Source organism: Thioalkalivibrio sp. HL-Eb18, from assembly GCF_000364985.1.
Taxonomy (GTDB): domain Bacteria; phylum Pseudomonadota; class Gammaproteobacteria; order Ectothiorhodospirales; family Ectothiorhodospiraceae; genus Thioalkalivibrio.
In genome coordinates, this window is sequence record NZ_KB822963.1 from 61,594 (window position 1) to 82,385 (window position 20,792).

Consider the following 20,792-nt stretch of genomic DNA (forward strand, 5'->3'; position numbering starts at 1 on the left):
GTATCGAGAAAGATGGGGTGCCAACGCAAGTGTGTACATGGCTGGGTATCCCCCTATTGCTCGATCCCGCCGTAGACGTCGGGGGCGTAGTTCTCGAAGCGAGTGAACTGCCCGCGGAAGGTCAGGCGCACAGTCCCGATGGGGCCATTACGCTGCTTGGCGATAATGATCTCGGCCGTGCCCTTGTCGGGGGACTCCTCGTTATAGACCTCGTCGCGGTAGACGAAGGCAATAATGTCGGCGTCCTGTTCGATGGCCCCGGACTCGCGCAGGTCGGACATCACCGGACGCTTGTTCGGGCGCTGCTCCAGCGAGCGGTTGAGCTGCGACAGCGCGATCATCGGTACGCTCAGCTCCTTCGCCAGGGCCTTCAACGATCGCGAGATGTCCGAGATTTCATTGGCGCGGTTCTCGCTGCTGCCTGGCGACTGCATCAGCTGCAGGTAGTCGACCACGATCAGCTTGAGCCCCTTGTGCTCGCGCATCAGTCGGCGCGTACGGGCACGCAGCTCGGTGGGTGACAGTGCCGGGGTGTCGTCAATAAACAGCGGGGCCTCGGAGAGCATCTGCACAGCGCTGGTCAGGCGTGGCCAGTCGCCGTCCTCCAGGCGGCCGGAACGCAGCTTCTGCTGGTTAATCCGGCCCATGGAGGACAACAGACGCATCGCCAGCTGTTCGCCGGGCATCTCCATCGAAAAGATCGCGACCGGTTCGGCGTTCTTCATCGCGACATATTCGGCGATGTTCATCGCGAACGAGGTCTTGCCCATCGATGGGCGGCCCGCGACGATCACCAGATCGCCGGGGTTCAGCCCAGACGTCAGGGCATCCAGGTCCTGATACCCCGTCGCCACGCCGGTGATCGGATTTTGCGTCTCGTAGAGGTACTCGATCTGTTCGACCGCGGCGGTCAGCAGGGGCTTCATGCCGCGGAAACCCCGGGCCCCGCGCGCCCCCTGCTCGGCGATGCGGAACACCTTCTGCTCGGCCTGGTCCAGCAGTTCCTTGGATTCCCGACCCTCGGGCACGAAGGCCGAGTCGGCGATCTCGGTCCCCACCGAGATCAGCGAGCGCAGGATGGAACGCTCGCGGACGATGTCCGCATAGGCCACGATATTCGCGGCACTGGGCGTCTCGGCCGCCAGGCGGCCCAGATAGGCCATGCCGCCCGCGTCTTCCAGCTCGGAGGTGCGCTCGAGCTGTTCCGACACGGTCACCATGTCGAACGGGGCGTTGCGTTCGGCCAAGGCGGCCACCGCCCGAAAGATCAGGCGGTGGTCGTGGCGGTAGAAGTCTTCATCGGTAATGCGGTCCGCCACCCGATCCCAGGCGGCGTTGTCCAGCATCAGCCCGCCGAGGACCGACTGCTCGGCCTCCTCGGAATGCGGGGGGATGCGCGGATTCGGCGTCATTGGCCGATTCATGCCCGGAGGCACCTTGTGAACCGGCCAGCCTGCCGGGCGTCAGCGACCTGTGGCCACTCTCCCGACATGCGGAGGATCACTCCTCGCCGATGACCACGACGTGGATGTCGACATCCACGTCCGTATGCAGGTGCAGACCGATCTCGAACTCGCCCGTGGTACGCAGCGGGCCTTCCGGCATGCGCACTTCCTTCTTCTCCACCTCGGTGCCCTTGGCGGTCAGCGCATCGGCGATATCGGCGGGGCCGATGGAGCCGAACAGCTTGCCCTCGCCACCGGACTTGGCGGTGATCTCCAGCACGGTGCCTTCCAGCTGCGCCTTGCGCGCCTCGGCAGCGGCCAGTGCTTCGGCGGCGGCCTTTTCCAGCTCGGCACGGCGGGCCTCGAACTCGGCAATGTTCTCCGCGGTGGCGAACTTCGCCTTGCCCTGCGGCAGCAGGTAGTTGCGGGCGAAGCCGGAGCGCACGGTCACGCGGTCACCCAGACCACCCAGGTTATCGATCTTTTCCAGCAGAATGACTTCCATCTTCGGTATTCCTGTAACGTTGGGTCAGCCCCAAAAACGAGGCATTCTACACCGGTCGCCGACCGGTCTCACGAATTGTTGTCACCGTCCGGGCCGTCATCACCCGGACCCTTGCGCCCGCCCAGCGCGCCAAGGCGCGAACGGATGTCCGCCCAGGCATCGATCACCCCGATCGTCGCCAGCAACAGGAACATCTGCGGCAGGGCCAGCGCCATCAGCACGTACATGCCCACCAGCCAGAAGCTGCTCATGCCCTGGTGATGCGTCAGCGCATGCACCAGTGCAATCCCCTGGAGGAAGAACAGCACCCCCAGAATGAACGCCAGCTCGGTCGCCAGCGGAACCGGGCCCAGATGCCCGATCAGCCCCAGCCCGACGGTGACGCCACTCATCGCCCGTCCGAACTGGAGCGCCCGGAACTCCTCGCCGAACGCCCCCGGGTTGTACAGAAGTGCCTGCCAGTAGCGCCCGATCAGCAAACTCAGCGTGAGGCTCAGCAGCACGATCCCGGCAAACAGCCCAGTCAGATAGGGCGCGGCCCGGCGCAATGCGGCTTCCAGCTCCTGAGCCCCGGTATCCGTACCCTCGACCAGCGGTCCCAGCAGGGCCATGCCCGCCTCGGACCAGGCCGTCTGCAGATCCGGGACCAGGGCATGCACCGCCAGCACGCCGAGCCCGGCGACCATCGCACCGGCCTTCAGTGTCATGCGCCAGGACACCGTGCGGCGCAGGACCTCGGCCAGCAATACCACCGGCGCCCACTGCACAAACCCCGCGGCCACGCCTGCCATCGGCGGGGCCTCCGGGATCAGCACGAACATCGCGGCCCCGAGCACCAGCGCCGACAACGCGGCGACGAGCAGGGCCTGCCCCAGGCCGACACGCAGGCCGACCAGTGCAATCAGGGCACTGCTGACGATCGCGATCGGCGGCAGGAAGAGCCCCGCAACGCCAAAGCCGGAGACCGCGCCCACGGCGCGGCCCCGGCTTTTCATCACGAATTCGGCCAGTACACGCAAGGCCGTGCGTCCGGGCGAACCGGAGCGCGGATCAGTGGTTGTCGCTGTACGGCAACAGCGCGAGGTAGCGCGCGCGCTTCACGGCCGTGGCCAGCTGGCGCTGATACTTCGCGCTGGTACCGGTCACACGGCTCGGCACGATCTTGCCAGTCTCGGTTACAAAACCCTTCAGCAGGTTCAGGTCCTTGTAATCGATGTAATCGATGCCTTCGGCGGTGAACTTGCAGTACTTGCGACGACGCGGAAAACGGGCCATGTCAGATCTCCTTCAAAAATTCGGTCAACGGGCAGGCGGGACTTACTCGGCGGAGGCCGAGTCGTCGGAGGCGGCCTGGCCACCTTCGTCGTCACGCTCGCGGCGACGGCCCTTGGCACCTTCCTCTTCCTGGCCCTTGGCCAGCGGGGAGGTCTCGGTGACGGCCTCTTCCATGCGCATGGCCAGGTGGCGCAGCACGGCATCGTTGAACCGGAAGGCACTGACCAGTTCTTCCAGCGCCTCTTCCGAGGCCTCGATGTTCATCAGCACGTAGTGGGCCTTGACCAGCTTCTGGATCGGGTAGGCCAGCTGACGACGGCCCCAGTCTTCCAGACGGTGGATCTTGCCCTCGTGACCTTCGACCAGGCCCTTGTAGCGCTCGATCATCGCCGGGACCTGCTCGCTCTGGTCCGGGTGGACCAGGAACACAACTTCGTAATGACGCATTTTCGACTCCTTGCGGGTATCAGCCTCCCGTCATCGCGGTGAGGCAAGGATTCCGTCCGCCGGATTACCGGCAGACGGAAAGGCGCGATACCTTAAACGAACTGGGCCCCGGCAACAAGCCCGCCACCGCCGGGCAGCGGCGCGGGACCCGGCCTGCGGTTTCAGTCGTCCACCGGCCACTCGTCGTCGGGGATGATGCCGTCGTCGCGCTGCTCGTGCCGCACCCACGCGACAATATCGGCCACATCCTGGTAGTCGAGACCGGGAACCGGGGGCATGTCGCCGAAGTCCCAGTGGTGCGCGACCACCCCGCGCTCCACGGCCATAAAAAACGTAACGTCAGCGTGATGCGATGGCTCGTAGATCCGATGCACCAGCGCCGGTCCCTGTTCCGTACCCCGTGCATCGGAGCCGTGGCACTCCGCGCAGCTTTGCTGAAAACGCTCGCGCCCGAGCTGCGGATCGCCCAGCAGCTCGACATTGACGCCCTGGATTGGATAGGGCGCCCGCTCCTGCTCCGTCGTATCCGGGGTCTCATCACCACAGCCCGCGAGGACCAGGCTCAACCCAACGATCGCAGCAGCCAGGACGGACCGGGTCATGGTAGTGGTTCGCCCCACCCTGCCCTGGCGTTCAGACGCAGGGTGAAGACGATCCCCGCCGAGCATATCCGCGTTGTGACCGGTGCCCGTCAGGGAGCGGAGCACGGTGTGGTTTTTCATTGGCATGTTCAATCCCTCTCAGTCGAAAACGAAAACAGATGCCGGATCGGGCACCGTCGATGCGAAACGCTCAGGTTTTCGGCGGAGGATTGGGAGGCCCGCGGGGTGTTCTCGCGCGCAGAAGCGTGGGCTCTCCGGCGGTCATATATGGGCCGGAAACGCTGGAGGGGGTAGCGCACGGAGGGGCCATGCAGCAGCCATGACCGAGGCATTCGGCCGTCTCCGTGCCGTGATCGCAATGCATGTCCGCACACGCCCCGGACGGGTCACTATCGACCGCAGGCGCCGACTGCATGGCGGGAATGGTCAGCGCCAGCACCAGCAGGGATAACAGCAGCCACCACTGCACTGGACGGGTTCGCGCGTACATGCCTGCAGCGTATCAGGCGCGCCGCTGGCGCCGGGCCTCGAACAGTGTGATGCCGGTCGCCACCGAGACGTTAAGGCTCTCCACCGTGCCGCCCATCGGGATCCTCGCGAGATGATCGCAAGCCTCGCGAGTCAGGCGCCGCATGCCCTCCCCCTCGGCCCCCATCACGATCGCGGTCGGCGGCCGCAGATCCACCGCATAGAGGTCCTGGTGCGCGGCACCATCCAGACCCACGGTCCACATGCCGGCATCCTTCAATGCCGCCAGGGTCCGCGCGAGGTTGCCGACTGCGACCACCGGCACGGTTTCCGCCGCCCCCGAGGCGACCTTGATCGCCGCCGGCGTGAGCGCCGCGCTGTGGTGTCGGGGTGTCACGATGGCACCGGCACCGGCCGCGTCTGCGGTGCGCAGGCAGGCACCCAGGTTGTGCGGATCGGTGACCCCGTCCAGCACCAGCACGAGGTCCAGCCCGTTGCGTACGCGCTGGACCAGCGCCTTTTCCTCGACAACCGGGCGCGGGGCGCAATGCACGATCACACCCTGATGCTGAAACCCGGGGTGGTGCTGGTCGAGCTTGTCGCGCCCCGCCCGCTCGACCGATATCCCGCGCGCCTGGGCCTGCTCCAGCAACTGCGCCAGCGCCGGCTCCAGGGTGCCGCTCGCCAGCTGCAACAGGCGCACGCGCTCCGGGGCATGCTGCAGCACGGCGGCGACCGCGTGGATCCCGCCGAAGGATTCGCCGCGAGGCCCCTTGCCGCCCTTGCCCATCGCCTGTACCCCTAGGAGGGACTGGATGAACGGCGCCGACGACCACGGCGGCGACGGCCGGACTTGCTACCAGGCTCGCCATCGTCGCCGGGCGCCGCTTCTGCAGCGTCGTTGGCTGGGGCCGGAGCCTCCGTAGCCGGGGCCTGAGGTGCGGAGTCCGCCGACTTGCCACGACCGCGGCCACCACGGCGGCGGCGCTTCTTTTTCGGCGGGGCGTCGTCCTGGCCCTGCTCGGGCGCGGTCTCAGGCGCCGGCTGCACGGACTCGGCGTCCTTGCGCTTGCGGCCACGCCCACCCTTCTTCTTCGGCGCGGGCTCGACTGTCGACTCTTCGGCCAGCGCCAGATCGATCTTGCGATCGTCCAGGCTGACGCGCACGACCTGCACGCGCACCTCGTCGCCGATGCGGAATACGCGTCCGCCGCGCTCGCCGGTCAGCGTGTGGCGCGACGGCTCGAAGTGATAGAAATCGTTATCGAGGGCGGTCACGTGCACCAGGCCCTCGATATAGACATCCTTGATCTCGACGAACAGCCCGAATCCGGTCACTCCGGAGACCACGCCGTCAAAGGTCTCGCCGACCTTGTCCTGCATGTATTCGGCCTTGAGCCAGGCGACCGCGTCACGTGTGGCGTCATCCGCACGGCGTTCCGCCATGGAGCAGTGCTCGCCGAGGGATTCCATGTCGTTGTGCGAGTACGGGAAGGCCTTGTTGCTGCCCTTGCGCAGCACATGGCGGATGCCACGATGCACCAGCAGATCCGGGTAGCGCCGGATCGGCGAGGTGAAGTGGGCGTAGTCATCCAGCGCCAGCCCGAAGTGGCCGTCCAGTTCGGGGGCATACACCGCCTGGCTCAGGGATCGCAGCAGCACGGTCTGAATCAGCTGCTGGTCGGGGCGCTTTTTCGCCGCCTTCAGCACCTCGGTGTAGTCACGGGGGCTCGGTTCACTGCCGCCGCCGAGCGTCAGGCCCACCCCATTGAGGAAGTCGCGCAGGTCGTCAACCTTGTCGGTCGGCGGCTGGTCATGGATACGGTAAAGCGCCGGCACCTTGTGCTTCTTGAGGAAGCGCGCGGCCGCCACGTTGGCCATGATCATGCATTCCTCGACCATGCGATGCGCGTCGTTGCGCTCGGTCGGCACGATCTTTTCGATCTTCCGATCCTCGCCAAAGATGATCTTCGTCTCGGTGGTATCAAAGTCGATCGCGCCGCGACGGTTGCGCGCGGCATGCAGCGCCTTGAAGACCTCGTGCAGGACCTCCAGGTGCGGCATCACGTGGGCGTTTTGTTCGCGAAGCGGCGTATCGCCGTCGAGCATCGCCGCGACGTCCTCGTAGATCAGGCGGGCATGCGAGCGGATCAGGCCCTCGTGGAAGCGGTAGCTCTTCAGTGCGCCACGCGCGCCGATCTCCATCTCGCAGACCATACTCAGCCGGTCCACGTTCGGGTTCAGCGAACACAGGCCGTTGGATAGCACCTCCGGCAGCATCGGGATCACGTTGTTCGGGAAGTACACCGAGGTACCGCGCGTACGTGCCTCGCGGTCCAGCGCCGCCTCCCGCTCAACATAGTGAGACACGTCCGCAATGGCGACCCACAGACGCCAGCCCTTGCCGTCGCGCTCGCAATACAGCGCGTCATCAAAGTCCCGCGCGTCGTCGCCATCGATGGTCACAAACGGCTGTGCGCGCAGGTCCAGGCGGCCCTTCTTGGCCTTCTCGCTGACCTCGGCGCCCAGCTCGTCGGCCGCGGCGGCGACCTCCTCCGGCCACTCGTGCGGCAGACCATGGGCACGAATCGCGATATCGATCTCCATGCCGGGCGCCATGTGCTCACCCAGCACCTCGATCACGTCCCCGCGCAGGCGTGCCGTGCGCGACGCGGACTCGCGGATGCGCACGACCACGATCTGGTCGTCCCCGGCCTCGCCCAGGCCATCGGGCGGCACCAGGATGTCGTGGGTGATGCGCTTGTTGTCCGGGGTCAGGATGCCCACCCCGTCCTCGATGCGCAGGCGCCCGACCACCTGGGTCGTGTTGTGCTCGAGGACCTCGACGATGCCGCCCTCGCGGCGGCCGCGACGATCCACGCCCATGACCCGCGCCAGCACGCGGTCGCCATGGAACACACCACGCATCTGGCGCGGCGAGAGAAACAGATCGTCGTCCTGTTCGTCCGGCACCAGAAAGCCGAAGCCGTCCGGGTGCCCAATGACGCGTCCGCGGATCAGGTCTTCCTGGTTGACCGGCAGATAGGCGCCGCGCCGGTTGCACAGCGCCTGGCCGTCGCGCTCCATCGCCTTCAGGCGACGGCGCAGGGCCTCGAGACGGTCGTCGTCGGAAATTTCCAGACGCTCGGCAATCTCGTCATAGGACAGGGGGTTGTCGGCTTCCTGCAGGAGCCCGAGGATGAACTCGCGGCTGGGGATGGGATTGTCGTACTTCTGCGCCTCGCGCTCGAAATTGGGATCGGCCGGCGCCTTGCTTCTTTTTCTTGGCATTCAAACAACTCGTTGGATGATTCGGTGGCCACCAACAACAGGCTGGCGACACAAGCTACCTATTATGCGGCATGTAAAGATTCGCTGCGCGGAAACGCCCGGGGGACACGCGAACCCGGTATCACGTTCGCACCCATGACTCGGGAGTCTCGCACCGGCGTTGACAGGCTCCTGGTCGCGCACTATATTGCGCGCTCCTGAAGCGCAGGACCCGGTCTCGTACCGGCGATCCGACCTCGTGCCGAGGTGGCGGAATTGGTAGACGCGCTAGCTTCAGGTGCTAGTGAGCGAAAGCTCGTGGAGGTTCAAGTCCTCTCCTCGGCACCATTTACCTGCTTCTCCATCCCCGAGACGACAACACCCGCCCATCCTCCGCACGGATCACCGTGTATCGGCGGATATACGCGTGCCCGCGCGGGCGACACGGGTTGCAACCCACACCGCCCGCTCAGGGTCTGCCTGGAATCAGCCGTCGAACGGATCGCGCAGGACCAGCGTTTCGTCGCGGTCGGGCCCGGTGGAGATCATGTCGATCGGGACACCCACCACGTCGGACAGACGCTCCAGATAGGCCCGCGCCGCGGCAGGCAGCTTGTCGTACTCGCGAATCCCGACGGTGGATTCCTGCCAGCCCGGCATCTCCTCGTAGATCGGCTTGCAGGCCGCATAGGCCTCGGCCCCGGACGGCGGCACCTCGTGGCGTTTGCCGCCACAGTCATAGCCGACACAGATCTGCACGCTCTCCAGCCCGTCCAGCACATCCAGCTTGGTCATGCACAGACCGCTGATGCTGTTGATCGCGACCGCCCGCTTGAGCGCGACCGCATCGAACCAGCCGCAGCGCCGGGCGCGCCCGGTGGTGGAGCCGAACTCGTTGCCCCGGGTGGCCAGGTGCTCGCCCATGTTGTCGAACAGCTCAGTCGGGAACGGGCCGGCTCCGACACGGGTGGTATAGGCCTTGGTGATCCCCAGCACGTAGTCGATATCGCGCGGACCGACGCCGGAGCCCGTCGAGGCCCCGCCGGCGGTCGTGTTGGACGAGGTAACGAACGGATAGGTCCCGTGGTCGATATCCAGCAGGGTGCCCTGCGCGCCCTCGAACATCACGTCCCGGCCCTGGGCACGCAGCTCGTGCAGCCGTCCGGCGACATCCGCGACCATCGGCTGCAGGCGCTCGGCGTGCGCCAGGCACTGCTCCAGAACCTCCTGCTGGTCGATCGTCGGGGCCTTGAAGTAGTGCTTCAGGGCGAAGTTGTGATAGTCCATCACCTCGCCCAGCTTGGCGGCCAGGCGCTCGCGGTGGAACAGGTCGTCCAGGCGCAGGCCACGACGGGCGACCTTGTCCTCGTAGGCGGGGCCGATCCCGCGCCCGGTGGTCCCGATCGCGGCCTTGCCGCGCGCCTTTTCGCGCGCATGGTCCAGCGCGACGTGGTAGGGCAGGATCAGCTGGCAGGCGTCCGACAGGCGCAGACGATCCGCGACCGGAACGCCCTTGGCCTCCAGCTCTTCCATCTCGGTAATCAGCGCCTCGGGCGACAGCACCACCCCGTTGCCAATCATGCATTCCACACCTTCGCGCAGGATCCCCGAAGGAATCAGGTGCAGCACGGTCTTCTCGCCATCAATCACCAGGGTATGCCCGGCATTGTGCCCACCCTGAAAACGGACCACAGCGGCGGCGTCCTCGGTCAGGCGGTCGACGATCTTGCCCTTGCCCTCGTCACCCCACTGACTGCCCAGTACGACTACGAAACGTCCCATCGGCTCAGTACTCCACTACCGTCCAGGCCCCGTCGCGCAGCTCGAGACGCGCATCAGCGGGGGGTTCATTGGTTTGCCCTTCCAGATCGCGCACCACGCGATTGCCGCGGGCACGCAGGTCGGCGATCGCGGCCTCCATGGCCACATCGCCCGAGGCCGGCGCACGCACCGTTCGACGCGGTACCGGCGGCGCCACCTCGGCACGGCGCAGCAACTCGCGCAGGTCGGTACTGAAGCCGGTCGCGGCGCGCGCGCGGCCAAAGACGCGACCAATATCGTTGTAGCGCCCGCCGCGTGCAATCGCCTGCCCCGAGCCTGGCACGAACACCGCGAACACCAGGCCCGTGTGATAGGCATAACCGCGCAATTCGCCGAGATCAACGTGGAGGTCCACATTCGGTTGTGTCGCCTCCAGACGCTCCGCCACCGCCTGCAGGTGATCCAGGGCCGCCCCCACCTCGGACGGCGCACCGGCCAGGGCCTCGCGGGCGGCGGCAATGACGCCGGCGTCCCCATTGAGATCCACCAGTGCGCGCAATCGCCGGCAAACGGCCGCATCCATGCCTTCCGCCCCCCATGCCTTGAGGGTCTCCTCGATCTCGGGGACGCTCTTGCGCTGCAACTGATCGAAGAAGGCCTCTTCGCGGGCATTGTCCAGACCAGCCTCGCGCGCCAGCGCGCGATAGATGCCGACATGACCCAGGTCCATGCTGGGCTGGTAAACCCCGCAGATCTCCAGTGTGGCGAGCATCAGGCGGATGATTTCGAGGTCGGAATCCAGACCGTCATGCCCAAACAGCTCGGCCCCGGCCTGCAGGGGACTGCGCGACCCGGACCACTCGTCCGCACGCGTACGCAGCGTACTCCCGACATAGCAGAGGCGGTTGGGCCCCTCGACCTTCAGGCGATGCGCATCGATGCGTGCCACCTGCGGGGTCAGATCCGCGCGCACCCCCATCAGGCGACCGTTCATCTGGTCGGTCAGCTTGAAGGTCTGCAAATCCAGCGCATGGCCCGCACCCACCAGCAAGGACTCCAGGTATTCCGCCAGCGGCGGCATGACCAGGTCATAGCCCCAGGTATCGAACTGGTCCAGCACCCGACGGCGCAGCCCCTCCAGACGCCGGGCGGCGTCCGGCAGCGCCTCGTCGAGGCCATCCGGCAGTAGCCAGCGGTTGATCTCGGTCATCTCGTCCCTGCCTTTATCCTAGGGAAACACGGGTCAATGTCCACACTCGCTGCCTCGTCGCTTTCGTGTGCGAACAAGGCGCGGTGACCGCCTTGCAGCATCCTGCACAAGGGAGCCGCAACGCCATTTCCGCGCCCGTTTTTGATCACAATGGTCGGCCGATCCCTTGCATCCAATGGGTTGCGGGGTTGGTGCCCCAGGCTCCCCGATCCTGCGTTGCGACCAAGCCATCAAAAACGGGAGGGTAGAACCACTACCCGCTGCCAGAGGCGCCTGGTCTCGGGAAACCCGGGGTACCCACGCGAGTGTGTACATTGATCAGTGTTTCCCATGTATCACCCGATGCGCACCGGGTCCCGGCATGACTCGGGCCCGGAAGACCGGGCCCGAGTCAAACGGTCACCGCGCACCGGGCACCTGCGATGGCACCCGGCCCCGGTGTTACTGGGTCGGCAGCGGCGCCGGCCGCTCCCCGCCCGGCGCGTTGAAGAACTGGAAGAACTCCGAGTTCGGCTCCAGGATGAAGGTGCTCTTCTCGCCGCTCATGCTGTTGCGGTAGGCGATCAGGCTCCGGTAGAAGCGGAAGAACTCTTCATCTTCACCGAACGAACGGCCCAGCGTCTCGGTGGCGCGGGCATCACCGGCACCCCGGATCTCCTCGGAGTCACGGTAGGCGTTCGCGAGGATGACCGTCCGGTCACGATCAGCACGCGAGCGAATACGTTCGGCCTCCTCCTGACCACGGGCCCGGAAGTCCTGCGCCACGCGCTGACGCTCGGCGCGCATACGCTCGTACACCGACTCGGAGACCTCGTCCGGCAGGTCCATCCGGCGCACGCGAACGTCGACCAGGTTGATCCCCAGCTCCAGCGCCGTCTCGAGCGCCGTCTGACGCACCGCACCCAGGATCTCGAGCCGCTCGCCGGCCACGACTTCCTGCAGTTCGTAGCGGGCGAACTCGTTACGCATGCCGTCGCGCAGGATCTGGGCGAGGCGTTCCTCGGCCAGACGTTCGTCACCGCGGGTCGAGCGGTAGAACTGGCCGACGTCGTCGATCCGCCACTTGGCGTAGAAGTCGACGATGATGTTCTTCGCCTCGGAGGTCAGGAACCGATCCGGCGGGATGTTCAGCGTCATGATCCGGGCATCGAATTTCTCGACGTTCTGGATCAGCGGAAACTTGAAGTGCAGACCGGGCTCGGGGTCGACCTGACGGATCTCGCCCAGGGCGAACTTGATCACGCGCTCGCGCTCGTCGACGGTGTAGGTCGAAAGCGCCACCACGATCCCGATGACAACAACGGCGATACCGGCTATGCGTAGCATTAGCGCACCTCCCGCGAGCGCTGGGCCGCCGGATCACGGCTACCCAGTCGATTGACACCTGACCCAGTAGTGGCACCCAGGCCACCGCGGCTGGTATCGATGGGTTGCGGGGTCGGCGTATCACCCGAGTTGGAACGGGTACCGGTACCACGGAACAGCTGATCCAGCGGCAGCATCATCAAGTTGTTGCTGCTGCCCACGTCGAGCATGACCTTGCGCGAATCCTCGAGCACCGCCTCGACGGCCTCCAGATACAGACGGTCGCGGGTCACTTCCGGGTACTGCTGGTATTCGACCAGCAACTGATCGAAGCGGGAGGCATCACCGTCGGCCCGCGCAATGACCTGATCACGATAGGCCTCGGCTTCTTCGATGATACGGGCCGCCTGACCACGTGCCCGCGGGATCACGCCATTGGCGTAGGCCTCGGCCTCGTTGCGGAAGCGGACCTCGTCTTCGCGGGCACGGATCGCGTCGGCAAAGGCCTCCTGGACCGGTTCAGGCGGCTGGGCCTGCTGCATGGACACGGCGGTGACCGTTACCCCGGCCCCATAGGAATCCAGGCTTTCCTGCATGACCACACGTGCCGAGGATGCGATTTCCCCACGCCCTTCCCCGAGGATGAAGTCCAGATTGGACCGTCCGACACGTTCGCGAATCGCCGATTCCATCACATGGTCCACGGTAATATCGGGGTTGCGCACGTTGAAGAGAAAATCGACCAGATCGAGGATGCGGTACTGCACCGCGATATCGATATCGATGATGTTTTCGTCGCCGGTCAGCATCAGCGCGCGGTGCTCGATGGTTCGCACGTTGTCGACGTTGACAATCTCGATCCGCTCAATCGGATACGGCAAGTGCCAGCCGGGACCCGGATTCTTCACTTCCTGGAAGGCGCCAAAGCGCAGCACTACACCACGCTCGCCCTCGGAGATGATGTGAAAGCCGGAAGCCAGCCATACCACCAGCGCGATAATCAGCCCGAGGCTGACCAGGGCCTGGGTACCACGGCCCATGCCACCGCCGGAGGAACCGCCAGAACCACTGTCGCCACCACCACCGAAGATTCCGTTCAGCTGGCGCGACAGCTTGCGCATCATTTCTTCCAGATCGGGGGGCTGGTTGCCCCCGCCGCCACCGCTACCACCGCCGCGCTGGCCACCGCCGCCCCCACTCCAGGGGTCGCGGTTACTATTTCCCGGTTCGTTCCAGGGCATGGACTGGACTCCGTCACTCGCTCAGGGCTGGCACCATCCGTTCAACTGACACGGATGGGCATAAGGGGCCACATTCTAGGGAGCCGGCCCCACCCGGGCAACCACGTCCGGAGGGAAATACGGGTTACTCGTCGCCCCAGGGAAACACGGATCAATGCACACGCTCGCTGCCTCAAAGCTTTTGCGTGTGAACAAAGTGCGGTGACTGCCGTGCACTCATTGTGCACAAGTGAGCCGCAACGCCGTTCCCGCGCCCGTTTTTGAGCAACAACGGGCAGCCGAGCCCCCGCTCACAATGGCCTGCGGGGTTGGCACCCCAGGTTTTCCGAGACAAGGTACGCCGCGCAGCGGGTAGTGGTTCTACCCGCAAGCGGTGCAACGCAGGACCGGGGAACCTGGGGTGCCAACGCGAGTGTGTACGTTAACCAGTGTTTCCCTCGAGGACGACAAAGGCCTGGGCATACTCGCGCTCGTCGCTGATGCTGAGGTGAATGGCGACCACACCAAGGCGTTCGGCGGTTGCCCGCGTGCGGCCTTCCAGCACGAATTCGGGGCGCCCGCGGGCATCATGGGTCACCCCGGCCTCGGCCAGCCCCATGTCGGCCCCGACTCCGCAGCCCAGCGCCTTGGCGAGGGCCTCCTTGGCCGCAAAGCGCCGGGCGAGGAAGCCCGCCGGGTGCTCCGGCGGCAGCTCGGCTTGCTCCACCGGATGCAGGATACGCTCGGTCAGGCGCCGGCCGTGGCGCTCCCACATGCCCTGCATGCGCGCCACCTGGACGAGGTCGGTACCAATCCCGAGGATCATCTGGCGATCACACCGGGTACTGGCCGACGGGCAGGCCTGCGCGGGCGGCGTCCATCAGCCCGCGCATGTGGCTGACCGCCTCCGACAATCCCGTAAACAGTGCCCGGGCCACGATGGAGTGGCCGATATTCAGCTCGTGAAAGACCGGATTCGCAGCGATCGGACGCACATTGTCGTAATCGAGCCCATGACCGGCGTTGATCACCAGCCCCATGGCCTGACCGGCAGCGGCGGCCTCGTTGATCCCGGCCAGCAAGCGTTCGCGCTCGGCCGCATCACGGGCATTGGCGTAGGCGCCTGTATGCAGCTCCACCACCGGGGCGCCGATCTTGACCGCTGCCTCCAGCTGGCGCACATCCGGCTCCACGAACAGCGAGACCTCGATCCCGGCCGTGGTCAGCGGAGCCACAAAATCGCGCAGCCGCTCGAGCTGTCCGGCCGCATCCAGGCCACCCTCGGTAGTCAGCTCCTCGCGCTTTTCCGGCACGATGCAGCAGGCCTCCGGGAGCAGCTTCAATGCGATGGCCTGCATGCCCTCGGTGGCGGCCATCTCGAGATTCATCGGGACCGTGAGTTTCGGCTTGATGCCGAAAACATCGTCGTCCTGGATATGCCGGCGGTCCTCGCGCAGATGCAGGGTGATCGAGTCCGCGCCGCTGGCTTCGGCCAGGCGCACCGCCTGCATCAGGTCGGGATACGGGGTGTGGCGCGCCTGGCGGATCGTGGCGATGTGGTCGAGGTTGACCCCCAGCTTGAGCGGTGCGGGATACGACATGGTACGAGTGGCCTTATATGGGCTTGTATGGGCTTGGATGCGTGTCAGGGCCGGGGCTACAGCAGCGCTCGCGTGCGCAGCGCGCGACCGGCCAGGTGATGGTCAATCAGGGCGCGCATGAAGTCACGCGCCGGGCGGGCATAATTATCGGGGACCGACTGCCCCGAAGCCAGCGCCACCAGGGCCTCCCCGGCGATGGCGCCCGCGCGCCCCGGTGCCGTGGGCTCCAGCCCCATCTCGGGCTCGTACCGATACCAGACCGCCGGTTCAAGCTCGGCGGCATCGACATGCTCGAGCCCGGAGTCGATCGGCAGCAGCAACGCCCACTCGGCGCGGCGCAACACTACGTCTGCCCGCTCCCGGGCCGCCAGCCGCGCGTAGGCCGTCAGCAGGGCCGGCAGCGCCTCGGGGATGGGGGCCTCGCGCGGATAGAGGCGCAATACCAGTTCGTTCAGGTACAAACCACAAACCAGCGCCCGCCCGGTCAACGGGAAGACCCTCTGCTGCTCCGCCACCTGAAGCGTAGGAAGCTCGCCACGACCGCGCCAGGCCAGATCCAGCAGCACAAAGGGCTGTACCGACCCCGCCTTGCCACGTACCACCGCCGCCACCCGCCCGGCCTCGCCCGTCAGCAGTTCCAGCACACGGCTGTTTTCGCGCAGTGCACGCGCATGCAGCACTACACCCTGGGTGACCGCCGTCGCCGCGCCACTCATGCGCGCCGCAGGGCCTTCACCGGGGTTCTTCGATGCCCAGCTCGCGCAGGGCGCGCGGGTTCCGGGTCCAGTCGGCCTCGACGCGCACCGTCAGGCGCAGCATGACCTTGCGCCCCAGCAGTTCTTCAAGCTGCAGACGCGCCGCCTGCCCGATCCGCTTCAGACGCTGCCCACCCTTGCCGATCACGATGCCCTTCTGGCTGTCGCGCTCGACCATGATCACCGCATCGATGTGCGTCGTCCGCGGCTCGTCAGCCCATTGTTCCACGCGCACCGCCACCGAGTACGGGACCTCCTGTCCGAGGCTCTCGAGCAGGGATTCGCGGATCATCTCCTCGGCGCGGAAGCGCTCCGGGCGATCGGACAGCTGCTCGGGGTCGTAGAGGAAGGGTCCCGCGGGCAGGTGCGCCCGGATTTCGTCGATCAGGCCCGCGACGTTGGAGCCTGTCTTCGCCGACAGCGGGACGACACCTGCATACGGCATTGCCTCCATCCGCCCCGCGATAAACGGCAGCAGTTCTTCTTTTTCCCGCGCCCGATCGACCTTGTTGATCACCAGCAGGGCCGGCCGTTCGGACTGGCGAATCAGCTGTTCGATGCGCTCGTCGCCCTCACCGAAGCGTCCCGCCTCCACCAGGAAACACACCAGGTCCGCGTCGGCCAGGGCCTGACTGGCCGTGCGGTTCAGTACCCGGTTTACCAGGCGCGTGCGCTCGGTATCGATCCCCGGGGTGTCCATCAGCACGATCTGGTCGTCGCCCTCGGTCACGATGCCGAGGATGCGATTGCGCGTGGTGTGGGGACGCCGCGTAGTGGCTGCCAGCTTCTCGCCCACCAGGCGGTTCATCAGCGTGGTCTTGCCGACATTCGGACGGCCAACCAGCGCGACCAAACCGCACCGCGTTCCGGACTCGGGGGCGCTGTCCATGTCGCTCACTGCTCCTGGGCCTGCTGCTGCAACCGCTGCAGCGCAGCCTCGGCCGCGGCCTGCTCCGCGCGGCGCCGAGAGGAGCCCTCGCCCTGCTGACCCCAGCCCTGGGTAGGCAGGTGCACGGAGACGGTAAAGCGACGCTGATGATCGGGACCGACCACCTCCAGCACTTCGTAAACAGGCAATTCCGCATTGCGGCCCTGCAGCTGTTCCTGCAACCGGGTCTTCGGGTCCTTCAGGGACTCGGCGGAGGGGAGATTCCCCAGGCGCTCGGCATAGAGTGCGAGGGTGAAGTCGCGTGCAGCCTGCATACCCGCCTCGCGGTACGTCACCCCAATCAGAGCCTCGACTGCGTCGGCGAGGATGGAATCGCGCCGCTGGCCGCCGCTCTTGCGTTCGCCCTGGCCGAGATTGAGCGTGCCTTCCAGTCCCGACTCGCGCGCCAGGGTCGCCAGCGACTCGCGGTTGACCAGCGCCGCGCGCAGACGCGTGAGATCCCCCTCTGGCGCGTCCGGCAGCTGCTCGTACAGGGCATCGGCGATAACCAGGCCCAGGACCGCATCGCCCAGAAACTCCAGGCGCTCGTTGTTGCGCCCGCCGGCACTGCGATGGGTCAGGGCCTGGCGAACGCCATCGCCCTCGCGCACTGCCTCCGGCAGCAGCTCGCGAAAATCGCGACTCGATCGTTGAAGGTTACGTTCCGACAATCCCACAGTGTTTCTCTAGGGCGCCAGGGTTTCGCTACGGGAAAAACGCGCGACCACATCCACGTTCCCCAGGAACTCGCGGCGGACTTCGTATTCCAGATGCATCTGCCGGCGATCGCCCTCCTCGGTCACCGAGAAGTCGTCCTCCTCGATCCCGTCGTACACCGAGTTGATCTGGAACCGGCGGTTCATCTCGCGCCACAGCTCGCGCTCGCTTTTCTCGGCCGCACCGGGCTGGGTCGCGACATCCTGCATGATCGAGCGCACGGTCAGGTACTGGGTGTACTGAGTGCCCATCTTGATCACGAAGGTCCCGACCAGCAGCGCCAGCAGGATCAACGCCATCACCGTCAGGGCACCCGCCCCGCGCATGGAATGTCTGGAATGCCGCATCGCCCTATCCCCTGGTTGCCTGCGCCCGCGAAATGGACCTAACGAATTGCCTGGCCAATCCGGGAAAAGTCCCTGTGCCCTTCATTGTAATCCCAATGCAGCCAGATAAAGAGGGCACGCCCCACCAGCAGGTCCTCGGAGACAAAACCCCAGGTCCGGCTGTCGTTCGAGTTGTCGCGATTGTCGCCGACCATGAAGTAGTGACCGTCGGGGACCGTCACCGAGCCATCCAGGCTTGGGCGTTCCTCGCGCATCAGCGTCGTGTAGGTGCGCCCGTCGAGGGTCTCCTCGTACAGCGAGGCGCCGGACATCATTTCCCCGGACCCCTCGCCCTCGAAGGTCCCCACGCGCTCGGCCGATTGTGCCTCGCCGTTGACGTAGAGCACGCGATCGCGGAACTCGATGGTATCGCCCGGCAGCCCGATCACCCGCTTGATGTAGTCCTCTTGCGGGTTGCGCGGGTACTTGAACACCACGACCTCGCCACGCTCGGGCGCGCCCATGTCCAGGACCTTCGTACGCGTAACCGGCAGGCGGATCCCGTAGGAGAACTTGTTCACCATGATGAAGTCGCCCACCAGAAGGGTCGGCATCATGGAGCCCGACGGGATACGGAACGGCTCGGCCACGAACGACCGCAGCACCAGTACGATCAGCAGCACCGGAAAGAACGAGCGCGAATAGTCCACGAACCACGGCATGCGCGCCTGGCGCTCGGGGCTCAGCCGCCGCCGCAGGAGCACCCAGCCCAGCCAGATCAGGCCCGTTGCGGCCGTGGCCAGTACCAGGATCAGTTCCAGATTCGCCATGTATTGTCCTCGATCACCGCCTTGCGGCGTGCCCGCTCCGACCCGGGCGCGTTATTTGTCGTCGCCGACCGACAGTACTGCCAGGAAGGCCTCCTGCGGCACATCGACCTTGCCAATCGACTTCATGCGTTTCTTGCCCGCCTTCTGCTTCTCCAGCAGCTTGCGCTTGCGCGAGACGTCGCCGCCGTAGCACTTGGCCAGCACGTTCTTGCGCATCGCCTTGACCGTGGAGCGCGCGATAATCTTCGAGCCGATCGCCGCCTGGATCGCCACCTCGTACATCTGCCGCGGGATGATCTTGGCCATGCGCTCGGTCAGCTCGCGACCGCGCGACTCCGCATGGTCACGATGCACGATCCCGGACAGGGCATCCACCCGCTCGCCGTTGATCAGGATATCCACGCGCACCAGTGGCGCCGCCTGGAAGCGCCGCGGCTGGTAGTCGAACGAGGCGTAGCCACGGGTTGCGGACTTCAGCCGGTCGAAGAAATCCAGCATCACCTCGGACATCGGCAGCTCGTAGGACAGCTGCACCTGACGCCCCAGGTACTGCATCTTGGTCTGCACCCCGCGCTTTTCGATGCACAGGGTGATCACCGCGCCGACGTAGTCCTGCGGCACGAGGATGTTCGCCTCGATAATCGGCTCGCGGATCTCGGCGATCTCGTTGCTCGGCGGCAGCCCGGATGGGTTGTGCACCATCACCACCTCGCCGTCGCTCTTTTCCACCTCGTAGACCACCGTGGGCGCGGTGGTAATCAGGTCGAGGTCGTACTCGCGCTCCAGGCGCTCCTGCACGATCTCCATGTGCAGCATGCCGAGGAAGCCGCAGCGAAAGCCAAAGCCCAGCGCCTGCGAGGTCTCCGGCTCGAAGGACAGCGCGGCATCGTTCAGGCGCAGCTTGTCCAGCGCATCGCGCAGGTCGTTGAAGTCATCCGCGCTGACCGGGAACAGTCCGGCGAACACCCGCGGCTGGACCTCCTGGAAGCCCGGCACCGGTTCCGAGGCCGGGTTGTTGAAGTCGGTGAAGGTGTCGCCCACCTTGGCCCCGGAAATGTCCTTGATAGTCGCGATCAGATAGCCGACCTCGCCCACCTCCAGGGTCTCGCGGTCCACCGGCTTGGGCGTGAATACCCCGACTCGGCTGACCTCGTGGGCACGCCCGACCGACATCGCCTTGATCTTCTGCCCCGCATAAAAGCGCCCGGCCTTCACCCGCACCAGCGCCACCACGCCCAGGTAGTTGTCGTACCAGGAGTCGATCACCAGGGCCTTGGGCGAGGCCTCGGCGTCCCCCTCCGGCGGCGGGATTCGACGCACGATCTCCTCGAGCAGCTCGGCGATGCCCTCGCCGGTCTTGGCCGAGACCCGCACGGCGTCGGTGGCCTCGATGCCGATCACGTCCTCGATCTCTGCCGCCACGCGGTCCGGCTCGGCCGCCGGCAGGTCGATCTTGTTGAGCACCGGGACGACCTCGAGCCCCTGGTCGATCGCGGTATAGCAGTTGGCCACGCTCTGCGCCTCCACACCCTGGGAGGCATCGACGACCAGCAGCGCGCCCTCGCAGGCATACAGCGAACGCGACACCTCGTAGGAAAAGTCCACATGCCCCGGGGTATCGATGAAATTCAGCTGATAGCGCTGGCCGTCCTGGGCGTCGTAGAACAACGAGACGCTTTGCGCCTTGATGGTGATTCCGCGCTCGCGCTCCAGGTCCATCGAGTCCAGCACCTGCTCGGACATCTCGCGTTCGGTCAGGCCGTGGCAGCCCTGGATCAGGCGGTCGGCCAGCGTGGACTTGCCGTGGTCGATGTGCGCGATGATGGAAAAATTGCGGGTGAGGCGAGTTTCGGTCATGCAGGGGCCAGTCGGTCCAGCAGTGCCTTTCGGTCGAGGAAATGGCAGCAAAGAATGTCGTCGTCGACCGCAAGCACCGGGACCTTCGCGTTGAAACGCGCGCGCAGGCCCGGGTCCTCGTCGATGTCGACGACCTCGAGGGCGAAAGTATAACGACTTTTGAGGGCCGAAAGCTCCGCGAGCATCTGCTCGCAAAGCCCGCAGCCCTCGCGGTGATACAGCGTCAGGGTTGGCATCATGATCGCCGCCGCCCGGGCGCACAGCGCCCGG

21 protein-coding genes and 1 tRNA gene are annotated in these 20,792 nt (G+C 66.0%); 1 reads left to right on the plus strand and 21 read right to left on the minus strand.

Annotation, left to right across the window (positions count from 1 at the left end):
• Positions 1-53: 53 nt before the first annotated feature.
• The 8 genes from dnaB to rnr all read right to left on the minus strand — a co-directional run bounded on the left by dnaB (position 54) and on the right by rnr (position 8,033).
• Positions 54-1,412 (minus strand): replicative DNA helicase, encoded by a 1,359-nt coding sequence (gene dnaB, locus F813_RS0104225; RefSeq protein ID WP_017925687.1) that lies wholly within the window; start codon positions 1,410-1,412, stop codon positions 54-56.
• Positions 1,413-1,500: 88 nt separating this feature from the next.
• Positions 1,501-1,950 carry a 50S ribosomal protein L9 gene (gene rplI, locus F813_RS0104230; protein ID WP_012983298.1) on the minus strand — a complete coding sequence of 150 codons (450 nt, stop codon included), beginning with the start codon at positions 1,948-1,950 and terminating at the stop codon, positions 1,501-1,503.
• Positions 1,951-2,018: 68 nt separating this feature from the next.
• Positions 2,019-2,969: a DUF2232 domain-containing protein gene (locus F813_RS0104235; RefSeq protein WP_012983299.1), complete on the minus strand. Its 951-nt coding sequence runs from the start codon at positions 2,967-2,969 to the stop codon at positions 2,019-2,021.
• Positions 2,970-3,000: 31 nt separating this feature from the next.
• Positions 3,001-3,225, minus strand: a complete 225-nt coding sequence (rpsR, locus tag F813_RS0104240) for a 30S ribosomal protein S18 (RefSeq protein ID WP_012983300.1) — start codon at positions 3,223-3,225, stop codon at positions 3,001-3,003.
• 42 nt (positions 3,226-3,267) lie between these two features.
• Complete coding sequence (gene rpsF, locus F813_RS0104245) at positions 3,268-3,672, minus strand: 30S ribosomal protein S6 (RefSeq protein WP_012983301.1); 405 nt, start codon at positions 3,670-3,672, stop codon at positions 3,268-3,270.
• Positions 3,673-3,833: 161 nt separating this feature from the next.
• Entirely contained in the window at positions 3,834-4,274 is a 441-nt protein-coding gene (locus tag F813_RS0104250) for a cytochrome c (protein WP_148216254.1), read from the minus strand.
• A gap of 502 nt (positions 4,275-4,776) precedes the next feature.
• Positions 4,777-5,532, minus strand: a complete 756-nt coding sequence (gene rlmB, locus F813_RS0104255) for a 23S rRNA (guanosine(2251)-2'-O)-methyltransferase RlmB (protein WP_017925689.1) — start codon at positions 5,530-5,532, stop codon at positions 4,777-4,779.
• Between the two features lie 11 nt (positions 5,533-5,543).
• Complete coding sequence (gene rnr, locus F813_RS0104260) at positions 5,544-8,033, minus strand: ribonuclease R (protein ID WP_017925690.1); 2,490 nt, start codon at positions 8,031-8,033, stop codon at positions 5,544-5,546.
• Between the two features lie 240 nt (positions 8,034-8,273).
• Between rnr and F813_RS0104265 the strand changes: the two genes are divergently transcribed.
• A tRNA-Leu gene (locus tag F813_RS0104265) sits at positions 8,274-8,360 on the plus strand.
• A 138-nt stretch (positions 8,361-8,498) separates the two neighbouring features.
• On the opposite strand, the gene F813_RS0104270 is transcribed toward F813_RS0104265, so the two are convergent.
• The 13 genes from F813_RS0104270 to F813_RS0104330 form a co-directional block, all read right to left on the minus strand.
• Positions 8,499-9,794 (minus strand): adenylosuccinate synthase, encoded by a 1,296-nt coding sequence (locus tag F813_RS0104270; protein WP_012983305.1) that lies wholly within the window; start codon positions 9,792-9,794, stop codon positions 8,499-8,501.
• Between the two features lie 4 nt (positions 9,795-9,798).
• On the minus strand, positions 9,799-10,983 hold the full coding sequence (locus F813_RS0104275) for an ATP phosphoribosyltransferase regulatory subunit (RefSeq protein ID WP_012983306.1): 1,185 nt from the start codon (positions 10,981-10,983) through the stop codon (positions 9,799-9,801).
• Positions 10,984-11,424: 441 nt separating this feature from the next.
• Positions 11,425-12,309: a protease modulator HflC gene (gene hflC, locus F813_RS0104280; RefSeq protein WP_012983307.1), complete on the minus strand. Its 885-nt coding sequence runs from the start codon at positions 12,307-12,309 to the stop codon at positions 11,425-11,427.
• On the minus strand, positions 12,309-13,529 hold the full coding sequence (hflK, locus tag F813_RS0104285; RefSeq protein WP_012983308.1) for an FtsH protease activity modulator HflK: 1,221 nt from the start codon (positions 13,527-13,529) through the stop codon (positions 12,309-12,311). Before hflK ends, hflC begins: the two co-directional genes overlap by 1 nt.
• 421 nt (positions 13,530-13,950) lie before the next feature.
• Positions 13,951-14,334, minus strand: a complete 384-nt coding sequence (acpS, locus tag F813_RS0104290; protein WP_017925692.1) for a holo-ACP synthase — start codon at positions 14,332-14,334, stop codon at positions 13,951-13,953.
• Positions 14,335-14,341: 7 nt separating this feature from the next.
• Positions 14,342-15,109, minus strand: a complete 768-nt coding sequence (locus tag F813_RS0104295; protein ID WP_017925693.1) for a pyridoxine 5'-phosphate synthase — start codon at positions 15,107-15,109, stop codon at positions 14,342-14,344.
• 56 nt (positions 15,110-15,165) lie between these two features.
• Entirely contained in the window at positions 15,166-15,825 is a 660-nt protein-coding gene (locus tag F813_RS0104300; RefSeq protein ID WP_017925694.1) for a DNA repair protein RecO, read from the minus strand.
• Positions 15,826-15,841: 16 nt separating this feature from the next.
• Positions 15,842-16,753 (minus strand): GTPase Era, encoded by a 912-nt coding sequence (era, locus tag F813_RS0104305; RefSeq protein ID WP_012983312.1) that lies wholly within the window; start codon positions 16,751-16,753, stop codon positions 15,842-15,844.
• Positions 16,754-16,758: 5 nt separating this feature from the next.
• Positions 16,759-17,463 carry a ribonuclease III gene (gene rnc / locus F813_RS0104310; RefSeq protein ID WP_017925695.1) on the minus strand — a complete coding sequence of 235 codons (705 nt, stop codon included), beginning with the start codon at positions 17,461-17,463 and terminating at the stop codon, positions 16,759-16,761.
• Between the two features lie 15 nt (positions 17,464-17,478).
• Entirely contained in the window at positions 17,479-17,835 is a 357-nt protein-coding gene (locus F813_RS0104315; protein WP_017925696.1) for a DUF4845 domain-containing protein, read from the minus strand.
• 59 nt (positions 17,836-17,894) lie between these two features.
• Entirely contained in the window at positions 17,895-18,665 is a 771-nt protein-coding gene (gene lepB / locus F813_RS0104320) for a signal peptidase I (protein ID WP_017925697.1), read from the minus strand.
• A gap of 51 nt (positions 18,666-18,716) precedes the next feature.
• Positions 18,717-20,522 (minus strand): translation elongation factor 4, encoded by a 1,806-nt coding sequence (lepA, locus tag F813_RS0104325; protein WP_012983316.1) that lies wholly within the window; start codon positions 20,520-20,522, stop codon positions 18,717-18,719.
• A complete protein-coding gene (locus F813_RS0104330; RefSeq protein WP_026148139.1) occupies positions 20,519-20,758 on the minus strand; it encodes a glutaredoxin family protein in 240 nt (79 codons plus the stop codon). Before F813_RS0104330 ends, lepA begins: the two co-directional genes overlap by 4 nt.
• Positions 20,759-20,792: the final 34 nt, after the last annotated feature.

Excerpts from the sequence above, each read along its gene's own strand:
- F813_RS0104330 (WP_026148139.1), bottom strand. The coding sequence starts at position 20,758 with ATGCCAACCCTGACGCTGTATCACCGCGAGGGCTGCGGGCTTTGCGAG.
- rlmB (WP_017925689.1), bottom strand. The coding sequence starts at position 5,532 with ATGGGCAAGGGCGGCAAGGGGCCTCGCGGCGAATCCTTCGGCGGGATC.
- F813_RS0104300 (WP_017925694.1), bottom strand. The coding sequence starts at position 15,825 with ATGAGTGGCGCGGCGACGGCGGTCACCCAGGGTGTAGTGCTGCATGCG.
- acpS (WP_017925692.1), bottom strand. The coding sequence starts at position 14,334 with ATGATCCTCGGGATTGGTACCGACCTCGTCCAGGTGGCGCGCATGCAG.
- era (WP_012983312.1), bottom strand. The coding sequence starts at position 16,753 with ATGGACAGCGCCCCCGAGTCCGGAACGCGGTGCGGTTTGGTCGCGCTG.
- rplI (WP_012983298.1), bottom strand. The coding sequence starts at position 1,950 with ATGGAAGTCATTCTGCTGGAAAAGATCGATAACCTGGGTGGTCTGGGT.
- F813_RS0104315 (WP_017925696.1), bottom strand. The coding sequence starts at position 17,835 with ATGCGCGGGGCGGGTGCCCTGACGGTGATGGCGTTGATCCTGCTGGCG.
- dnaB (WP_017925687.1), bottom strand. The coding sequence starts at position 1,412 with ATGACGCCGAATCCGCGCATCCCCCCGCATTCCGAGGAGGCCGAGCAG.
- rpsF (WP_012983301.1), bottom strand. The coding sequence starts at position 3,672 with ATGCGTCATTACGAAGTTGTGTTCCTGGTCCACCCGGACCAGAGCGAG.
- F813_RS0104250 (WP_148216254.1), bottom strand. The coding sequence starts at position 4,274 with ATGACCCGGTCCGTCCTGGCTGCTGCGATCGTTGGGTTGAGCCTGGTC.
- F813_RS0104295 (WP_017925693.1), bottom strand. The coding sequence starts at position 15,109 with ATGTCGTATCCCGCACCGCTCAAGCTGGGGGTCAACCTCGACCACATC.
- F813_RS0104270 (WP_012983305.1), bottom strand. The coding sequence starts at position 9,794 with ATGGGACGTTTCGTAGTCGTACTGGGCAGTCAGTGGGGTGACGAGGGC.
- hflK (WP_012983308.1), bottom strand. The coding sequence starts at position 13,529 with ATGCCCTGGAACGAACCGGGAAATAGTAACCGCGACCCCTGGAGTGGG.
- rpsR (WP_012983300.1), bottom strand. The coding sequence starts at position 3,225 with ATGGCCCGTTTTCCGCGTCGTCGCAAGTACTGCAAGTTCACCGCCGAA.
- hflC (WP_012983307.1), bottom strand. The coding sequence starts at position 12,309 with ATGCTACGCATAGCCGGTATCGCCGTTGTTGTCATCGGGATCGTGGTG.
- F813_RS0104275 (WP_012983306.1), bottom strand. The coding sequence starts at position 10,983 with ATGACCGAGATCAACCGCTGGCTACTGCCGGATGGCCTCGACGAGGCG.
- lepA (WP_012983316.1), bottom strand. The coding sequence starts at position 20,522 with ATGACCGAAACTCGCCTCACCCGCAATTTTTCCATCATCGCGCACATC.
- lepB (WP_017925697.1), bottom strand. The coding sequence starts at position 18,665 with ATGGCGAATCTGGAACTGATCCTGGTACTGGCCACGGCCGCAACGGGC.
- rnr (WP_017925690.1), bottom strand. The coding sequence starts at position 8,033 with ATGCCAAGAAAAAGAAGCAAGGCGCCGGCCGATCCCAATTTCGAGCGC.